Annotated in this window: 10 protein-coding genes; 1 reads left to right on the top strand and 9 read right to left on the bottom strand. The window is 71.0% G+C overall.

Annotated features, from left to right (window positions below; genetic code table 11):
• Positions 1-16: 16 nt before the first annotated feature.
• The 7 genes from addA to ahcY all read right to left on the bottom strand — a co-directional run bounded on the left by addA (position 17) and on the right by ahcY (position 15,514).
• Positions 17-3,697, bottom strand: a complete 3,681-nt coding sequence (addA, locus tag LXB15_RS18605; protein ID WP_233949853.1) for a double-strand break repair helicase AddA — start codon at positions 3,695-3,697, stop codon at positions 17-19.
• Positions 3,694-6,804, bottom strand: coding sequence for a double-strand break repair protein AddB (gene addB / locus LXB15_RS18600; protein WP_233949852.1), 3,111 nt, complete (start codon positions 6,802-6,804; stop codon positions 3,694-3,696). Before addB ends, addA begins: the two co-directional genes overlap by 4 nt.
• Positions 6,805-6,868: 64 nt before the next feature.
• Positions 6,869-8,722, bottom strand: coding sequence for a sensor histidine kinase (locus LXB15_RS18595; RefSeq protein ID WP_233949851.1), 1,854 nt, complete (start codon positions 8,720-8,722; stop codon positions 6,869-6,871).
• Between the two features lie 240 nt (positions 8,723-8,962).
• Positions 8,963-9,706, bottom strand: coding sequence for a nucleotidyltransferase family protein (locus LXB15_RS18590; RefSeq protein ID WP_233949850.1), 744 nt, complete (start codon positions 9,704-9,706; stop codon positions 8,963-8,965).
• Between the two features lie 21 nt (positions 9,707-9,727).
• Positions 9,728-11,260: a tRNA (adenosine(37)-N6)-threonylcarbamoyltransferase complex ATPase subunit type 1 TsaE gene (gene tsaE / locus LXB15_RS18585; RefSeq protein WP_233949849.1), complete on the bottom strand. Its 1,533-nt coding sequence runs from the start codon at positions 11,258-11,260 to the stop codon at positions 9,728-9,730.
• A 32-nt stretch (positions 11,261-11,292) separates the two neighbouring features.
• Positions 11,293-13,815 (bottom strand): PAS domain-containing sensor histidine kinase, encoded by a 2,523-nt coding sequence (locus LXB15_RS18580; protein WP_233949848.1) that lies wholly within the window; start codon positions 13,813-13,815, stop codon positions 11,293-11,295.
• Positions 13,816-14,119: 304 nt separating this feature from the next.
• A complete protein-coding gene (ahcY, locus tag LXB15_RS18575) occupies positions 14,120-15,514 on the bottom strand; it encodes an adenosylhomocysteinase (RefSeq protein ID WP_233949847.1) in 1,395 nt (464 codons plus the stop codon).
• A gap of 199 nt (positions 15,515-15,713) precedes the next feature.
• On the opposite strand from ahcY, the gene LXB15_RS18570 reads away from it, so the two are divergent.
• Entirely contained in the window at positions 15,714-17,429 is a 1,716-nt protein-coding gene (locus LXB15_RS18570; protein ID WP_233949846.1) for a hypothetical protein, read from the top strand.
• A gap of 12 nt (positions 17,430-17,441) precedes the next feature.
• On the opposite strand, the gene LXB15_RS18565 is transcribed toward LXB15_RS18570, so the two are convergent.
• A complete protein-coding gene (locus LXB15_RS18565; RefSeq protein WP_370640246.1) occupies positions 17,442-17,777 on the bottom strand; it encodes an HPr family phosphocarrier protein in 336 nt (111 codons plus the stop codon).
• Positions 17,778-17,784: 7 nt separating this feature from the next.
• Positions 17,785-18,186 (bottom strand): PTS sugar transporter subunit IIA, encoded by a 402-nt coding sequence (locus tag LXB15_RS18560; RefSeq protein ID WP_233949845.1) that lies wholly within the window; start codon positions 18,184-18,186, stop codon positions 17,785-17,787.
• Positions 18,187-18,273: the final 87 nt, after the last annotated feature.

The raw sequence follows: 18,273 nt of genomic DNA, 5'->3' as shown, positions 1-18,273 counted from the left end.
GGCGGTAAGCGGCAAATCAAGCGACGGGGGCGTTCGGTTGACGTTCCGTTGACCCTGCGGCGACGACCGCCGGATCGCCGCGCTCGGCGACATCGGCCGAGGATCGCCGCGCGATGGCGGCTTCCATCGTCGCCTCGTCGAGCGGGATCAGCCGCGGCGCCTCGGTGAACAGCAGGGCCGCGAGGATCGGCCGGTCCGGATAGAGCGGCTTCAGGATCTCGCGATAAAGCGCCAGCTGCAGCACGTAGGCCGGCGCCACATCGGCCAGCGTCGCCGGCGGCGGCCGGTTGGTCTTGTAGTCGACGATCAGCACCGCCTCCGGCGTCACCGCCAGCCGGTCGATCGTGCCGTTGACCCGGAAGGCGCGGCCGGCGAGGCGGATCTCGCCGACGACCGAGACCTCGGCGCGGCTGCCGGGCGCGAAGATCGGCGCGAAGTCCGGCGCCTCCAGCACGGCGAGCGCCGAGGCGACGAGCCGCGCCTGCTCGCCTTGGCTCATGTCGTCGGCGCTCGCGGCGACGAAGCGTTCGGCCGCCGCTTCCCGCTCGCCCGCCGCGAGCTCCGGCAGCACCTGCAGCAGCCGGTGGACGATCAGGCCGCGGCGGATGGCCAGCGACGGCGTCTCGCCGGCGCCGAGCACCGGCGAGACGAATCCGGCATCGATGGTCCCCGCCATCTCGACGGGCTCGATCTCGGTGGCCGCGCCGGCTGATGACGGCGACAGCGGCCGCGGCGGCAGGATCTCCGGCGGCAGCGGCGACAGGTCCAGCGGACGCGCCGGGGCAGCGTCCGGCTGGACCGAGGGGCCTTCCTGCGAAACCGTGCCCGCCGGCCCGTCGTCGCCGTAGCGCCAGGCGATGACCGCGCCGTCGGAATCCTCGACCGGCCGGCAGTCGGCCTCGAGCGCCGCCTGCACGCGTGGCAGCCACGCCGCCTCGTTGGGGCCGCGCGTCCCGGCGGTGCCGCAGATCACCAGCCGGTCGGCGGCGCGGGTCATGCCGACATAGAGCAGCCGACGGTATTCCTCCTCGGCCAGCTCCTTCTCGGTTTCCTTCAGCTCGGCGACGACACCGTTCTCGAGCTCCTTGGCGGCGCGCCAGACGAAGCCCGGCGCCTGGCCCGGCCGCAGCCCCGGCATGGTGGGCCATTCCATCAGCCGCGCCCCATGGGCATGGACGAACGGCGCCGAGCCCGGATCGACCAGGAACACTACCGGCGCCTCCAGCCCCTTGGCGGCGTGGGTGGTCATGATCCGCACCGCGCCGCGGCCCTGGTCCATCTCGCGCTTGAGCACCGGCGGCGCCGAGGCGAGCCGCGACAGGAAGGCGTCGAGGCCGGGCATGCCCGCCTCCTCCTCCGACAGGGCAAGGTCGAGAAACGCGTCGATCACCTCGCCGGAGTCGGAGCCGAGCCGGGCGGTCAGCTGTCGGCGGCCCCCCTCCGGGCCGAGGATGCGCGCATAGAAGGCGAAGATCGTCTCGAATCCGGCCCGGTCGCGCAGTGTGTCCAGCCGGGCGAGCGCCGCGCGCGCCTTGGCCAGGAACGCCGCGGCGGTCTCGTCCGGCACGAATTCCGGCAGCCGCACCAGGCCTTCCGGCCCGGCGAGGCGCCGCAGCCCCAGCGACAGCGGCTCCCAGTCCTCGCGCGACAAGGCGAGCGCCATCAGTTCGTCGTCGGAGAAGTCGAACAGCGGCGACTTCAGCACCTCGGCGAGCGACAGATCGTCCTCGAAATTCGCCACCGTCCGGCCGAGCGCCATCAGGTCCTTGACCGCGATATGGTCGGTGATCACCAGCCGGTCGGCGCCCGCCACCGCGATCTTCTCGTCGCGCAGCGCCTTGGCCATCGCCGCGACGAAGACCGAGCGCTTGCGCACCAGCACGATGAAATCGCCCGGCGACAGACGCTTGGTGCCGCCCTTGTGGGCGATCGTGTCGCCGAGCCAGGCGCCGATCTGCGCCGCGATCCGGCGGGCGAGGCGGTTGGCGGGCGAGTTGGCGGGCTCGTGGTCGAGCGGCTGCAGCCAGTCGCGCGATTCCGGCTGGGCCTCCGCGACATAGGCCGGCCAGATCTCAACCAGGCCGGGCGCTTGCCCACGCGCCGTGTGATGCGTCGGCACCTCGTCGTCGAAGGCGACGCCCTTGCGGTTGAGCGGGTCGGCGAACACCTTGTCGACCGCCGCCAGCACCGGCGCCGCCGTGCGGAAGGACTGGGTGAGGCGCACCGTCTCGAATGCCGCCCCGGCGTCGCGGGCCCGACGCGCCATCGCCCGGCGCTCCTCGCCGAACATGCGCGGCGAGGCGCCCTGGAAGGAGTAGATCGACTGCTTCTCGTCGCCGACCGCGAACACGGTGCGCGCCACGTTGCGCGCGCCCGCCCCGGCGAAGAACTCGTCGACCAGCTGGCGCATCACCTGCCACTGCCGGGGACTCGTATCCTGCGCCTCGTCGATCAGCACGTGGTCGATGCCCTGGTCGAGCTTGTAGTGCACCCAGGAGGAAGCTTCCGAGCGGGTCAGAAGATCGGCGGTGCGCACGATCAAATCCTCGAAATCCAGCCGGCCGCGGCGACGCTTCAGCAGCGCATAGTCGCGCTCCAGCCGGTCGGCGAGCACGAGCGCGGCGCGGCTTGCCTCGAACAGGCGCAGCGAGGCAAGCCGGTCCTCGACGCCTGCGAGATGCGCCTGGAAGCGCTCCAGCCGGTCGCCGAAGTCCTCGATGAAGTCCGTGACCGCCTTGGTCGCCACGCTCCCGGGTTTGCAGGGGGCGCCCTTCTGGGTGAGGCAGATCGTCCGGAGCTTGTTGTAGCGCCCGACGTGGTCCAGCGCGTTCGAAGGGTCGAGTAACGCCGTCAGCCGCTCGCAGAGCGTCCTGTCGGTCTGCTTGTCGCTCGTCCCGGCGAGGGCGAGGAGCTTGCGGCAGAAGGTCTCGTCCCAGCCGTCGCCCGGGAAGGCCTCTGCGAGGATCGACGCCTCCGCCGCGTCGGACGGAACGCCGAGCGCCCGGCGCAGCAGGTCGATCGCCCCGGTGAGGCCGCCGGCCTCGTCGACATGCCGGCGGATCGCGTCGCGCTTGCGGACGATCTCGTCGATCAGCTGGTCGAGGCCCCATTCGCCGGCCAGCGACAGCGCCGTGGCGAAGGCCTCGGCCAGCAGCTGCGCGGCATCGTCCTTCGCCAGCGTGGCGCTGGCGCCGGTGATCAGCCGGCGCCGCGCCTCGCCGAGCAGCGCCGCGCTCTCGGTCTCGTCCAGCACCTCGAAATGCCCGGGGACGTTCGCCTCGAGCGGAAACTGGTGGAGGATCGCCTCGCAGAAGGCGTGGATGGTCTGGATCTTCAGCCCGCCCGGCGTCTCCAGCGCCTCCGCGAACAGCCGCCGGGCCGCGGCGACGCGCGCAGGGTCCGGCCGACTGCCGTCGAGCGCGGCGATCTCCTTCTCCAGCTCGTCGGGCGCCGCTGTCGCCCAGCGGGCGAGCCGCGCGAAGACCCGGGTCGACATCTCCGCCGCCGCCGCCTTGGTGTAGGTGAGGCAGAGGATGCGCGCCGGCTCGACGCCGGACAGCAGCAGACGCACCACGCGCTCGGTCAGCACATGCGTCTTGCCGGAGCCGGCATTCGCCGACACGAACACCGAAAGGGTCGGGTTGGCGGCGCGCGCCTGCGTGGCGAGGGTCTGCTCGATGCCGACGAAGCCGCTCATGACGTGCCCTCCTCGCCGGGTTCATCCATACCGATCGCCCATTCCTGCGCCCGCGCCAGATGGTCGTAGGGGCCCGACATGTCGCCGGCGAGGAACGGCCGCACCCGCGACGTGAACGGCGTCGTCTCCTGCCGGTAGGCGGCGGCGAGGCCGAGCAGCTTGGCGAAGGCCTCCTCGCTCAGCGCGTCGGGATCGACCGGTTCGCCGTTCTTGCCGCCGTCGGTGCCGAGGCGTTCTCCATGGACCGCGCGCTCGCGCAGCCGGACATAGACGAGGTCGGCGATGCGGGTCGCCGTCGCCGCCTCGCCGAAGCCGCCGCGCTTGGCCATGGCGCCCTCCAGCGGCAGCTGCGGCGCCAGGAGCGCGCGCGCCTGCGACACCGAGGGGGTGGTGCCGGTCTTGAAGTCGATGATCTCGGTCGAGCCGTCGCGCATCAGGTCGATCCGGTCGGCGCGGCCGGTGAGGGTCGTCGAAAGCCCGGGCAGTTCCTGCGATCCTGCGATCTCGGCATGACGCTCCGCCACATTGGCCCCGCGCTCGCGCTCCCAGACGATGTAGTTCGTCGCCAGCGTCTCCATGCGCGGCCACCAGACGGCATGGATGTCGGCCGGCAGCGCTTCCGCCTCGAAGGCCTCGCGGGCGATGGCGAGGAGTTCGGCGACGGCGTCCTCCGCCTCCGGATCGTTCCCCTCGATCACGAACCCGCCGAGGATCTCGTGGAAAAGGTTGCCGCGCTCGGCCGCATGCGGGTCGCGCATCAGCTCCGGCAGCTTCTCCAGCCGCAATATGTCGCGGGCGTGGATGGCGTAGGGGTCGCGGATCAGCGTCTCGACATCGGTGATGCGATACCTGGTCGGACGATCGGCCAGCGGCGGGCGCGGGGTCGGCCGCGCGACGCGCGCCGCGGTCCCGGTGCGGTCGAGGTCGCGCGCGTGGACGAGGAAGGTCTCGCCCTCGCGGACGAGGCGGTCGGCGCCCTCCGGGCCGGCGAGGGTCAGCAGCCGCTGCAGCCAGCGCGACGCGATCGCGGGCGCGCCGCCGGACCGGCGCGCCCGCGACAGGATCACCCGCCGGGTGCCCATCGCCATCCAGAAATCATGCGCGGCAAGGCCGATCCGGCGCTCCGGCGGATCGAGCGCGATCTCGCGCCGCATCACCCGGGAGAGAAACGCACCTGAGCGGGCCCCTGCCGGCCAGGTGCCTTCGTTGAGGCCGCCGAGCACCGCCACGTCGACATGCTGCAGCCGCGCCTCCAGCGTGCCCCAGACGAAGGCCCGCGCCGACAGGCCGCCACGCGGCCGCACCGTCTCGCCGGCCATCAGCGCCGCCACCACGTCGGGCAGCTCGGCCGCCGCGAAGTCGAAGCCGGTGCGGGGCGCCTGCACCAGGCCGGAGAGGAAGCCCGCCAGCGCCTGCCCGGCCTCGCCGGCATAGAGTTCCTCGGCGCTGCCCGTCGGCGAGCGCGCCAGCGCCTCGAGGCAGAGCGTGATCGCCAGCGCATAGTCGGCGAGCTCGCCGCTCGCGGACCGCAGCGTCACCAGCGGCGCCAGCGCTTCCTCCAGCCGCTGCGCCATCGTGTCCGCGAGATCGCGCTCGGCGGCGCTCACCTGCCGCACCGGGCGGGCGTAGCGGCGGGGATGCTCTTCCAGCGCCTTGCGCCTTGCCGCCTGGACCGCGGCGAGCTTTGCGCCGTCGGCGACGCCGACCGAACCGCGCAGCGCGATCAGCTCGATCGCGCGGGCCGCGCGCCGTGCCTCGCCCGCGTCCATGCCGAGCCGGGTCAGCGGATGCTTGAGCAGCGCGACGAGCGCGATCGGATCGCCCGGCTTCAGCGCCACCTCGATGGCGGTCGCCGCCAGCGTTCCGGGCGCGGTCGCCGAGAGCGGCCGGCCGGCGGAATCGTTCGCCGCGATGCCGAAGCGCGACAGTTCCGAGACGACGCGGCGGGCGAGGTTGCGGTCCGGCGTGATCAGCGCCGCCGTCGCCTGCGGGTCGGCGAGCGCGTCGCGCATGGCGCAGGCGATCGCCATCGCCTCTTCGCGCTCGTCCTCGGCCTCGACCAGCGCCATGCCGTCGAGCGCCTCTGGCCCGTGCTTGAGGCTTCCCTCCGCCCAGGCGTCCGTCGTCTCGGCCGGGCGCAGCGCGTCGGCGACGAAGGCCTCGCGCGCCGCCAGCGCCGGATCCTCGCCGGCTGCGAGATGTTCGACGCTTGCCGGGGCGCGGGCGAAGCGGTCGAGGATCGACTTCAGGCCGTATTGCGGGTGGCCGGGCGCGGCGATCGAGGCATCCCTTGCGATCGCGTCGAAGGTCGCGGGCGGCAGGTGCCGGTCGAGGCCCGGCAGCACCAGCGCGCCCTGCTCCAGATGGGCGATGGCATGCATCAGCTCCAGAGTCGCCGGCGCCGTGGCGGTCGAGCCGGCGAGGATCACCGGCCCGCGCGCGCCGTCCCGCCGCAGCCGTTCGGCCTCGCCGCGCAGCCAGGCATTGCGCGCCGCGGCCTCGCTGACGCGGCCCTGTTCGGCCAGCAGCGCCGGCCAGTGTTCGGTGACGATCGCCAGGAACTGCAGGGTCAGGCGCCACCAGTCGGCGAGGTCGTCCGGCGCCAGCGCGGCGATGCCGGCCAGCGACGTCCCCTCCGTCTCGACCTCGTCGAGCAGCGTGCCGAGATCGCCGGCGAGCCACAGCGCGTCCGCCGCCGAGGCCGGCAGCACCGGCGCCTCGAGGCCGAGCGCCTGGCGCTCGCTGGCGGCGGTGGCGGCGCGCCAGTGCCGGGCGAGGCGCGCCAGATGCAGCCGCCGGGTCAGCTCGTCCATCACCGGCAGCAGGGTGGGGCGTTCCTGCGGCGCGGCGAAGAGGTCGGCAGCGTCGCTCTCGCCGATCGGCCGGATGGCGGGAAGGATCGCGCTGCCCTTGCCGAGCGCCCGCGAGAATTCCCCGGCGAGCGCCCGCGCGGCGCGGCGCGTCGGCACGTAGATGGTCACGTCCGCGAGCGCCAGCGGATCGCCCCGGTAGGAAAACGACGGGACGATGCGGCCGGCCAGCAGGCTGTCGGCGAGGGTCGGCAGGAAGGGCCGGCCGGGCGGGATCGACAGGATGTTGGCGTTCATCGCGCGAGTCTACAGGCGCGATCGGCGATTCGCACCGGTCCGCCGGCGCCGGCGGGATGCCGGCCTATGCGCTGCCGGCCGAGGGCACGTCGATCCGGCAGACGACGCCGTCCGGCTCGAAGGACAGGGCAACCACCCCGTCGAGCTCGCCGGCGAGGCTCTTCTCGATCAGCCTGGTGCCGAAGCCCTTGCGGGTCGGCACGCTCACCGGCGGGCCGCCGATCTCGCGCCAGGTCATCAGCAGCCGACGGTTGGTCGGCGGTCCGGATTCGGTCCAGGTGATCTCCACCCGGCCATGCTCGACCGACAGGGCGCCGTATTTCGACGCGTTGGTGCACAGCTCGTGGAGCGCCAGGGAAAGCGCCAGCGCGGTCTTCGGGGTCAGGTTGACCAGCGGGCCGTCGGCGGAGATCTGACCGCCATCGGGCCCGCGATGCGCCGCCAGTGCACGGTCGACCACCGCCTGCAGCGTCGCGCCGCTCCAGCTCGCCTCGGTCAGCACGTCGTGGGCGCGCGCCAGGGCGAGCAGGCGATGCGAGAAATCCTGCCGCGCGTGCTCCCATGAGACCGGGTTGCGAAAGGTCTGCGAGGCGATCGCCTGGACCGTGGCGAGGGAGTTCTTCACCCGGTGGTTCAGCTCGTTGATCATCAGATGGAGGTGTTCCTCGCCGACCTTGCGGCCGTGGATGTCCTCGGTCGAGCCGTACCAGCGCACGATCCGCCCCTCGGCGTCGCGCCGCGGATAGGCGCGCGAGTGCATCCAGTGATAGCGGCCCGAGACCATCCGGGCGCGATGCTCGACATCGTAGGGCACGCCCGTGGCCAGGGCCTTCCGCCAGGCGGCGATCGAGGGCTCCAGGTCCTCCGGGTGCAGGACGTCGCCCCAGGACGCGCCGAGGCCGCTGGTGCCAGTCCATTCGCGCCAGCGCTCCGCCACCCGGTCGATCTGGCCGCCCGGTCCCGCCGTCCACGTCGTCTGCGGGTTGAGCTCGACGACGTGGCGATAGTTGTCCTCGCTCTCGCGCAGCGCGTTCTCCGCCTCGCGTCGTTCGTCGATGTCGATGACGCAGCCGACATAACCGAGATAGCTGCCGTCCTCGGCGAAGCGCGGGCGGGCCGCGTCGATCGCCCAGCGATAGGCGCCGTCGCGCCGCCGCAGCCGGTACTCCACGCGAAACGGCACCCGCGCCGCGTTGGCGGCATGGAAGGCCCGTTCGGCCTCCTCGCGGTCGTCGGGATGCGTCGTGTTCAGCCAGCCGTAGCCCTCGCCTTCCTGCTCGGTCTGGCCGGTATATTCGTACCACGGCTGGTTGAGGTAGCTGCAGGAGCCGTCGGGCCCGGTCACCCAGATCATCATCGGAGCGCTGTCGGCCATGCTGCGGAAGCGCGCCTCGCTCTCGCGCAGCTGGTGTTCGGCTTCCATCTGGCCGGTGGTCTCGGAGACGCCGCACAGCATGCCGCGAACGGTGCCGTTCTCGTCCCGGATGGGGGAATAGGAGAAGGTGAAATAGGCCTTTTCGTCGTGGCCGTAGCGGTTCACCACCAGCGGCCAGTTCTCGAGCATCGTCGCCTCGCCGCGGAGCGCCTTGTCGACCAGCGGCCCGACATCGGCCCAGATCTCCGGCCAGACCGCCTGAAAGGGCTGCCCGAGCCCGGTCGGGTGCTTGTTGCCGAGGATGCGGGAATAGGCGTCGTTGTAGAGGAAGCCGAGCCCCGGACCCCAGGCCACGAACATCGGCAGGCCCGAGTCGAGTATCAGGCCGATGGCGCTGCGCAGCGAGGACGGCCATGTCGCCGGTTCGCCGAGCGGCGATGTGGACCAGTCGCGGTGGCGCATCAGCCGGCGGACCTCGCCGTCGCCCTCGAGGAACCGGAGCACGGACGGGTCGGCGGGGTCGGCCATCAACAGATCAGCCAAGTCTCAGCCCCTCCTGGCTCGGGACGCGGTGACGGGAAGCGCTGCGCGTGTCGCAGCGGAATTCGCATGGATGCGTGCCGGCGGTGGTCGGGTTCCGGAAAGGACGACGGTTCCGTGGAATGTCGCCGCAATCGGCTATCTCTGCAGGTCCAGCCGCTACGTCAAGGGCAGGGGCGGCGCCGAACCCACTGCCGGCGACGCATTCGCCATGGCTGGGCGGCGGCGATGCGTCGCCCGCCGTTATGCCGCAGCGCTGGACAGGAAGGCCGCCTCGGCCTCGACGAGGGCGGCGGGCGTGCCGACGGTGATCCACAGCCCGCCCAGCCGGACGCCGTAGAGCCGACCGGCGTCGATGGCGTTGTCGAAGATCCGGTTCAGCGAGAATTTCTCCGGCTTCATGCCGGTAAACACCGACGGCTTGATGATCGCCGCGCCGGCGTAGATGAACGGCGACATGTCGCGCTCGGCCACCCGCGAAAGACGTCCTTCGGGGTCCATGGCGAAGTCTCCGCGCCCGTCATAGCCGGTCGCCTGCCGCATCTCGGCGATCAGCAGGCTGACGTCCATCTTCGAGGGATCCCAGAGATCGGCCATGAGGTCGAGATTGTCGCGGTAGCCGTCGATCCAGAACGTGTCGGAATTGATGACGTAGAACGGCTCCTCGCCCAGCGCCGGCAGTGCCTTGACGATGCCGCCGCCGGAATCGAGCAGATTGTCGCGCTCGTCGGAGATGACGATCTCCATGTCCTTGCGGCGCTTGAGATGCGCCTTCATCAGGTCGGGGAGGTAGTGGACGTTGACCACCACCCGGGTGACCCCGTTGCGCGCCAGCGCGTCGAGCCCGTAGTCGATCAGCGCCCGGCCCCGCACCTCGACCAGCGGCTTGGGGATGGTCGAGGTGATCGGCCGCATCCGCTTGCCGAGGCCGGCGGCGAGCACCATCGCGGTGGTCGGCTTGAAGGTCGGGGATTTCACAGGGGTCATCGTCCGTCGCATGTCGAGAGTTCAGGAGGCCTCGTCGTCGAGGACACCCCAGGCGGCATAAAGCGCTTTCAGCGCTGCCAGCGAGGGGTGGCCGAGCGTCCGGCCAAGATAGGTCTTAATCCGCGGTATGTGACGCAGATATTGCGGCTTGCCGTCGCGTTCCAGAAGCCGGACGAAGATTCCGAGCACCTTGGAGGCGCGCTGTGCCGCCATGATCGCATAGGCGCGCTCGAAGCCGTCGGCGTCGAAGCCGGGATCGCCTTCCCTTCGCCGCGCGACATAGGCCTCGCGCAGGCGCATCTCGAGCGCTTCGGGGACGTCGACGCGCGCATCCTGGGCGAGCGCCGCCACGTCGTATGCGGAGGGGCCGATCACCGCGTCCTGGAAATCGATCAGCCCGATCCGCCGGCGCCCCGTCTCGCGCGGACGCCAGATGACGTTCGGCGAATGGAAGTCGCGCAGGACGAGGTTGGTCTCCGCCGCGCGCAGTTCGGCAAAGAGGTCGCTCCAGATTCCGGCGAATGTCGCCCGTTCCTCGGGAGTGGCGGCGCGGCCCCTGGCGCGCGGCAGATACCAGTCCGGCAGCAGATCGACCTCGATCGCCATGGCGCCGGGATCGAACGCGGGCACCGTGTAGACGGCGCCGCCGGCGACGGGCAGCTCCGCGGGCCAGTCCGTCTCGTGCAGGTCGGCAAGGCAGAGGACGGCGGCCTCGTAGCGCTCCGCGACCGGGCGCCCCGCGTCGTCCAGCAGCGTGCCCTCGCCGAGATGCTCGATCAGCAGCAGGCCGCGTTCGAGGTCGGCCCGGTGGATCGCGGGCGCCGCGAAGCCGGCGCCGGCCAGCGCATCGGCGACGGCGACGAAGGGCACCACGTCCTCGGCGAGATGGGCGATGCGGCTGTAGGGCAGCCCGTCGCGGACCGGCGGCCCGTCGGCCTGGTGCGGCGCGTCCATGAGGATCAGCGGCTCGGTCGTGCCGGTGTGGACGGTCTCGTAGCGCCGGGTGGAGGCATCGCCGAAGAAGCGCCGGCGCTCGGCCTCGGCGAGCCCGGCTTCCGCGAGAAACGTCCGGATCGCCAGGCTGCGCCGGGCGCGCTCCGCCGTCGCACCGCGGCCGGTGAGAACCGCCACGCGCCCGCCCGACGCCGCCATCTCGAGGGAGACGACGAGGCTTGCCTCGGCCATGACGCGCGGCGCGTTCTGCGGCCATTCGACCAGCGCGACGCCGGCTTCCACGATCTCGTCGAAGCCAAGCTCGTCGAGTTCGTCGTCGCCGCCGATCCGGTAGAGATCGAAATGCGCCACCTTCGGCGTCGTCTCGTAGGCCTGCACCAGCGTGTAGGTCGGCGAGGGGACCTCGAGTGAGGGATCCCCGGCCAGATGCCGAATCGCGGCCCGGGCGAGCGTCGACTTGCCGGCGCCGAGATCGCCGCACAGCGCCACCACGTCGCCGGCCCGCAGGATCATCGCTAGGTCGGCGCCGAGCCGTTCGGTGGCCGCGGCGTCATCGAGCTTGAGGCGGGCGATCTCTTCCAACCGGTCGTCTGCGATCATCGGCTCTCTTGTCAGGGCAGTGGCCGTCCGCGTCATTCGGCCGCGTCCTCGAACCGGTCGCGACCGTCTTCCTGGTGATCGGGCGGCGTCGTGCCGAGCGGCAGGGTGCAGATCACCGTGGTGCCCTTGCCGGGCGCCGAGACGATCTCGATCGTGCCGTGGTGCAGCTCGACGAAGCTCTTGACGATGGAGAGGCCGAGGCCGGCGCCGGACTGGCGGCCGCCATTCGGATTGGCCTCGAAGCGCTCGAAGATCTTGTCGAGATTGTCGCCGGAAATGCCCGGGCCGCGGTCGGTCACCTCGAAGCGGACCGTGTCCGCGCCTCGCCGGGCGCGCAGCGAGACGGCGGTGCCGGCGGGCGCGAAATTGGCGGCGTTGGACAGGAGGTTGAACAGGATCTGGGTGAGGCGGGGTCCATCGGCGCGCAGCGTCTCGCCGGCTTCCGACAGGTCGATGTCCAGCGTGACCGAGGCCTCGGAGAGCCGCTCGCGTACGCCGTCGGCGGCATGCGACACGGTCTTGGCGATGTCGACCTCGTCGAGATCGAGTTCCATGATCCCGGCATCGATCGTCGCGAGGTCGAGAATGTCGTTGACGATGGTCAGCAGCTGCGAGGTCGAGGTGGAGATGTAGTCGAGATATTCGCTCTGGCGCTCGTTCAGCGGCCCGGTTTCCGGGGTGCGCAGCAGCGCCGAGAAGCCGATGATGTTGGTCAGCGGCGAGCGCAGCTCGTAGTTCACGTGCTGGACGAAGTCGTTCTTGATCTGGTTCGCCTGTTCCAGCGCCTCGTTGCGCTCGCGCAGCATGCGCTCGGCCTCGCGGGCGTCGGAGATGTCGGAGAAGGTCAGCATGGTCTGGCCGTTCGGCAGCGGCACGATGCCGTAGGCGACGGTGTGGCCGGAGGTCAGCGCGAACTCGCCGGTCTCGGTGTCGCGGCCGGCCTCGTCGAATGCCGTGACCGCCTGGCTGAACCGCGTCCAGCCGCGCGCCTCGCCATTGTCGTCGTCGCCGCCGACGATGGCGTAGCTGCACAGGTCGGGCAGAGCATGGATGCGCGGACGCGAGCGCAGGAACTCCGCGTCGAGCCCCCACAGTTCCGCGAAGGCCGGGTTCGACAGGCGCAGCCTGCCGTCGCTGCCGAACACCGCCACCGCCTCGCGCAGATAGTCGATAGTCTCGCGCTGCAGCCGGACCGTCGCCTTGACCTGGCTCTCCAGCTCCAGCTTCTCGGTGATGTCCTCGAACACCCAGGTGGCGCCGCCGCGCGGCTGCGGCGTCGCGATGACCCGCAGCGTCCGCCCGTCCGATAGGTGCCAGAGCGTCTCGGTGGGTTCGGTGGCGCGGTAGGCCGCCAGGTCCTGGTCGCGCAGCTCGCTGTGGAACTCCTTCTCGACCGGCAGGATGCCGGCGGTGCGCAAATGGTCGAGCAAAGCGAGGTGGTCCGGCTCGGAATCGAGATAGCTGCTGGTCAGGTCGAAGAGCCGCTGGAAGGCGGCGTTGTAATAGGTGAGCCGCGTCTTCTCGTCGAAGCGCGCGACGGCGGTGGTGAGCTGGTCGAGGGTCTCGGACTGGCTGTCGATGGTCTGGCGCAGTTCCATCCGCACCTGCTCGGTCTCCGAGATGTCGGCGGCGAGGCCCGCCGAGCCGAGCGGCCCGTCGGCCTCGACCACGGCGAAGTTGCGGCGGTCGGCAGCGACGACGGTGGAGAGCTTGCCGGAGAACACCTTCGCCTCGGCGCGATGGGCGGCGATGGCGAGACGGTCCTGCTGGCTGAGGAATTCGTTCTGCCGCTCCAGGCACTCGGCGACGGAGGCGGCGTCGACGGCGTTGGCGTAGCTCTCGTTGACCCAGACCAGCCGGCCGCCGCGCTCGCGCAGCCAGATCGGCAGGGGGGCCGCGTCGAACAGGCGCTGCATGGTCTCGATCGTCGCCAGCGCGCGCTGCTCAGCGGCCTCGATCGCGCGCAGCCGCTCGCGCAGGCCCTGCAGCCGCACGAAGCGCACGGTCGCCAGCGCGCCGATGGTCCGGCCGGTCGCCTCGAGGATCTGGCCGCCGGGCATCTCGATCTCGAGGCTGAACGGCTTGGCGGCGCCCCGCAGCCGGTCGATGCCCTCCGCCAGCGCGCGGGCCGCGGGGGCCGGCATCCAGTCGGCGAAGGCCAGGAAGCGCTTCTCCTCGCGCGGGGCGCCGCAGTCGCCGGGCAGGGCGCCGAGCATTTCCGGGGCGCCGGGGCCCGAATAGATCAGGATCCGCTCGTCGGAGCCCGCCAGCAGCGCGGCGCGCTGCTCCGCCTCGGCGCGGCTTTCAGCCAGATTGGCCCGCAGCAGCTCGTTCTCGGCGGCAGTCTTGACCCGCTGGCGGATGATGAAGACCGCGGTCAGCATCGTCGTGCCGATCATCAGGGCGAGCAGCGCCAGATAGAGGATGTCGGCCGGATTGAGCATGCCGGAAAAGGCGTCGCGACCGGCCGGCGGGAGAGCGGTCTGGGCTCTGGCGAGCAGCGGCATGGGCAGCACCGCGGCCATCGCCGCGAGCACGGTCAGGGCGCCCGGCATTCGCGCCCGCCGGCGCCGCGCGCCGGGTTCGGAATCGCTATTCGGCCGGCAAGCGCTCGCGCGCCCGGACCCACCTTCCTCGAACATCCTGTCTGTCCCCGTTTGAACTGCCGCCGCTTATCGAGACATGACTCAAGGCACGCCTCGCGGCACCGGCCCACCCTCCGGCAGCCACGATTCGGACATAGTAGCTCTTGGTTAATTCGGCGCAATCCACAAGAAAGCAGGGCCGGCAAAAAGAAAAGCCGCCGGACGGCTTGCGTCGCGGCGGCTTGTCTGAGTCGGATCGGCCGCGTCGGGCTGATCAGTAGCGGTAATGCCCTGGCTTGTAAGGGCCCTGCTGCGTCACGCCGATATAGGCGGCCTGCTCTTCGGTCAGCGTCGACAGCCTTGCGCCGAGCTTGCCGAGATGCAGGCGGGCAACCTTCTCGTCGAGATGCTTGGGCAGGACGTAGACTTCGTTCTGGTACTGTTCACCCTTGGTGAAGAGCTCGATCTGCGCCAGCGTCTGGTTGGTGAACGACGCGGACATCACGAAGCTCGGGTGGCCGGTGGCGTTGCCGAGATTGAGGAGGCGGCCTTCCGAGAGCAGCAGCATGCGGTTGCCCTTGGGGAACTCGATCATGTCGACCTGCGGCTTGATGTTCGTCCACTTCAGGTTCTTCAGGGCGGTGACCTGAATCTCGTTGTCGAAATGGCCGATATTGCCGACGATGGCCATGTCCTTCATCTCGCGCATGTGCTCGAGGCGGATGATGTCCTTGTTGCCGGTCGTGGTGATGAAGATGTCGGCCGTGGCGACGACGTCCTCGAGCTGCACCACCTCGAACCCGTCCATCGCCGCCTGCAGCGCGCAGATCGGGTCGACCTCGGTGACCTTGACGCGGGCGCCGGCGCCCTGCAGCGAGGCGGCCGAGCCCTTGCCGACGTCGCCGTAGCCGCAGACCACGGCGACCTTGCCGGCCATCATCACGTCGGTGGCGCGGCGGATGCCGTCGACCAGCGATTCCTTGCAGCCGTACTTGTTGTCGAACTTGGACTTGGTGACCGAGTCGTTGACGTTGATCGCCGGGAAGGGCAGCAGGCCCTTCTTCTGCAGCTGGTAGAGGCGGTTGACGCCGGTGGTGGTCTCTTCGGTGACGCCCTTGATGGCGTCGCGCTGGCGGGTGAAGAAGCCGGGCGACATGGCCATGCGCTTCTTGATCTGCGCGACGAAATATTCCTCTTCCTCGCTCGACGGGTTGGACAGCACGTCCTCGCCGGCCTCGGCCCGCGCGCCGGTGAGAATATACATCGTGGCGTCGCCGCCATCGTCGAGGATCATGTTGGTCGGCTGGCCGTCCGGCCACTGGAAGATCTGGTCGGTGTAGGTCCAGTAGTCCTCGAGCGTCTCGCCCTTGATGGCGAAGACCGGGATGCCGGCGGCGGCGATCGCGGCGGCGGCATGGTCCTGGGTCGAGAAGATGTTGCAGGAGGCCCAGCGGACCTCGGCGCCGAGCGCCGTCAGCGTCTCGATCAGCACCGCGGTCTGGATCGTCATGTGCAGCGAGCCGGTGATCCGGGCGCCCTTCAGCGGCTTGTCGTCGCCGAATTCCTCGCGGCAGGCCATCAGGCCCGGCATCTCGGTCTCGGCGATGTCGATTTCCTTGCGGCCGTAATCCGCGAGGGCGATGTCCTTGACGACGTAGTCGTTGGCCATGAGAGCGTCCATCCGTTTGAGATCTGGCCGGGCGTCAAGCCGCGACCGCTGCGGCCGATTTACCAGCGCCCGGCGCCACGGGCAAGAGGACATAAACATTTACTTATATCTTGATCACTCGACCTGCCGCCGTCGCCCCTTCCGGCGGCCGGGGCTTTCGCGGTAGGTTCTCGCCCAGGCTGACGCGGGGGAACGGGTGATGCGAGTTCGGGTGGCGACGCTGGCGGCAACGATCGCCGCCCTCCTTCTCGCACCGGCCAGCGACGTTGTGGCGCAGCCGGCCCCGGCAGCCGCCGCGGCGCCGCCGATGCCGGCGAGCTTCAGCGATCTTGCGCTGCCCTATTCGCCCTATCTCTTCGACTTCGCCGTCTATGCCGGGCGCAACCTGGCGCGCATCACCTACCGCTCGCGCCGCTACGACCCGGTCACGCGCTCGCTCGTCGTCAACGGGCTCGCCGTCGAACGGGACGGCTTCTCGGCGGCGGTGGGGCAGATGCGGATCGCCGCGGACGGCGTCGTCTACGAGGACATCGCGGTCGACACGCGCGGGCTGCCGCTCGATCCCCCCGTCCGCGAGGCCCTGCAGCGCCTCGACAGCGAAACCGTCACGGGCGACCTGATCCTGACGGTGGAAAGCGACGTCGCCGCGGCCGACTACGACGTGACGCTGGTGCTGCGGGCCGAGAAGATCGGCACGCTCGACCTCGCCGCCGATCTCGCCGGTTTCCACGTGCTGGCGCCGCTCGAGGACGTCACGGAAGGCGGCTCGAAACCGCTGACGGTGATCGGCAGCCTGCGCTCCGGGCGCATCGGCTTCACCGACGCCGGGCTGGCCGCGGTGCTCTACGACATGGCCGGCGCCCAGCAGGGCCTCTCCGGCGACCAGGCCCGCGGCGCCGTCGCCATGATGGCCGGCATCGCGGTCGCCTCGATGGTCGCGGCGACGCCGGGCGGTGCGGGTCCGGCGCTGCAGCGCCGGGGGCAGGAATGGTCGGCGACGCTGCAGGCGTTCCTCGCCCGGCCCGACCGGCTGGACGTCAGCTTTGCGCCGGCGGAGCCCTTCGATCTGTCGCGCCTTGCCGACGGTGAGATGGGCGAGGCCGACATCCTCGACCTCAACCCGTCCGCCACGGCCGGGGCCGCCGAGCGGGTGGCGCTGCGCGATCCCGCCACGCTGGTCGCCGACGGCGCCCCGGCGGCGGCGGTGCTGGCGGCGGCCGAGGCACTGCTGGACGGGCGGGGCGTGCCGCAGGACGTCGGGCGGGGCGTGGAACTGGTCCTGCCTCTGGCCGGGGGCGGGAACCGTCGGGCGACGGGGCTTCTTGCCAGGGGCCTTGCCGCCGAGCCGGGCGTGCCGATCCCGCAGGACGAACTCACCGGCGCCTATGTCGCGCTGCTGGTCGGGCGGGCCGACGGCGTGGTGATGGAGGACGCCGGCCTCGATGCTTTGCGCCGCCGGCTGAGTCCTGAGGAAACCGTCGCCGCGGAAGACGAGGCGGTGCAGCGCTGGCGTGCGACGCCGGTCGGACAGGAGCAGAAGCGGGTGGAGGTCGCGGCGTTCGAGAAGCGCGACTGGGCGACGGTACGCCGGCTTGCCTACGCCTATTACGAGGGCGTCGCGATGCCGCGCAACCTGCTGCGCGCCTATGGCTGGGCGTCGATCGCGGCGGCGGGCGGCGATCCGCTGGGGCGGCGGCTGCGCGACGACCTGTCCCGCGCGGTCGGCAACGGCCTGGTGGCGCTGCCGCTCGATCGCGCCCGCCAGGCGACCGACGATCTCTGGCGGCTGCTGGTCGCCGAGCCGGATGCGGCGCCCGCCGGCTCGGCTAAGGAAACGGCCGCTCCCGCCGACGCGGCGGCGCCGGTCGGTCCCGCCGGTTCCGGCCCGGACACGCCGGCCCCGCCGGTGGAGTGACGGTCCGGACCGTCAGTGCTCCTCGCCGAAGCGGTTGGCCACCAGCGCCTCGATCGCGTCGAGCGCCTCGGTGGCCTCGGCGCCCGTCGCCGACACCTCGATCGTGCATCCCTGGCTCGCCGCCAGCATCATCAGCCCCATGATCGACTGGCCGCCGACCGACAGCCCGTCCCGCGAGATCGTCAGTTCGGCGTCGAAATTCTCGGCGGTCTGGACGAAACGGGCGGAGGCGCGGGCATGCAGCCCGCGGCGGTTGACGATGGTCAGCACGCGGGCGCCGGGAGCGCGCGGGGCTTCGCTCCGCTCCGCTTCCTCGCCGCAGCGCGGCGCGTCGCCTGCAGCGGGCAGGGCGGGATTATTTTCCACTGAGGACACGGCTCGCCACGTTGATGTACTTGCGCCCGGCATCCTGGGCTTCCACCAGCGCCTGGGCGATCGGCTTCTCGTTCCGCACGCTCGCCAGCTTGATCAGCATCGGCAGATTGACGCCGGCAAGGACGTCGACCCGGCTCCCGTCCATCACCGAGATGGCGAGGTTCGAGGGTGTTCCCCCGAACATGTCGGTCAGGATGATCACCCCGTCGCCGCGTTCGGCGCGGCCGACCGCCTCGACGATGTCGACCCGCCGCTGCTCCATGTCGTCTTCCGGTCCGATCGAGATTGTCTCGAAGGCTTCCTGCGGGCCGACCACGTGTTCGACCGCATTGCGGAACTCGTCGGCGAGCCGCCCATGGGTGACAAGCACCAGTCCGATCATCCGGCGAACGCTCCGATTGTCTGGCGGGCCATCCGACTGGCTCCCTGGTAGGCGGCCGAAACCGGCCGGCCCCGGAAGGGCAACAGA

Origin of the sequence: Aurantimonas sp. HBX-1, from assembly GCF_021391535.1 — a bacterium.
GTDB lineage: Bacteria > Pseudomonadota > Alphaproteobacteria > Rhizobiales > Rhizobiaceae > Aurantimonas.
Note: the sequence above shows the minus strand (reverse complement) of the source record. Positions and strands in the feature narration are given on the sequence as shown.

Bases quoted from the DNA above. Each gene is read 5' to 3' on its own strand.
- tsaE (WP_233949849.1), bottom strand. From the start codon at position 11,260: ATGATCGCAGACGACCGGTTGGAAGAGATCGCCCGCCTCAAGCTCGAT.
- LXB15_RS18590 (WP_233949850.1), bottom strand. From the start codon at position 9,706: ATGACCCCTGTGAAATCCCCGACCTTCAAGCCGACCACCGCGATGGTG.
- ahcY (WP_233949847.1), bottom strand. From the start codon at position 15,514: ATGGCCAACGACTACGTCGTCAAGGACATCGCCCTCGCGGATTACGGC.
- LXB15_RS18580 (WP_233949848.1), bottom strand. From the start codon at position 13,815: ATGCCGGGCGCCCTGACCGTGCTCGCGGCGATGGCCGCGGTGCTGCCC.
- LXB15_RS18570 (WP_233949846.1), top strand. From the start codon at position 15,714: ATGCGAGTTCGGGTGGCGACGCTGGCGGCAACGATCGCCGCCCTCCTT.
- LXB15_RS18560 (WP_233949845.1), bottom strand. From the start codon at position 18,186: ATGATCGGACTGGTGCTTGTCACCCATGGGCGGCTCGCCGACGAGTTC.
- addA (WP_233949853.1), bottom strand. From the start codon at position 3,697: ATGAGCGGCTTCGTCGGCATCGAGCAGACCCTCGCCACGCAGGCGCGC.
- addB (WP_233949852.1), bottom strand. From the start codon at position 6,804: ATGAACGCCAACATCCTGTCGATCCCGCCCGGCCGGCCCTTCCTGCCG.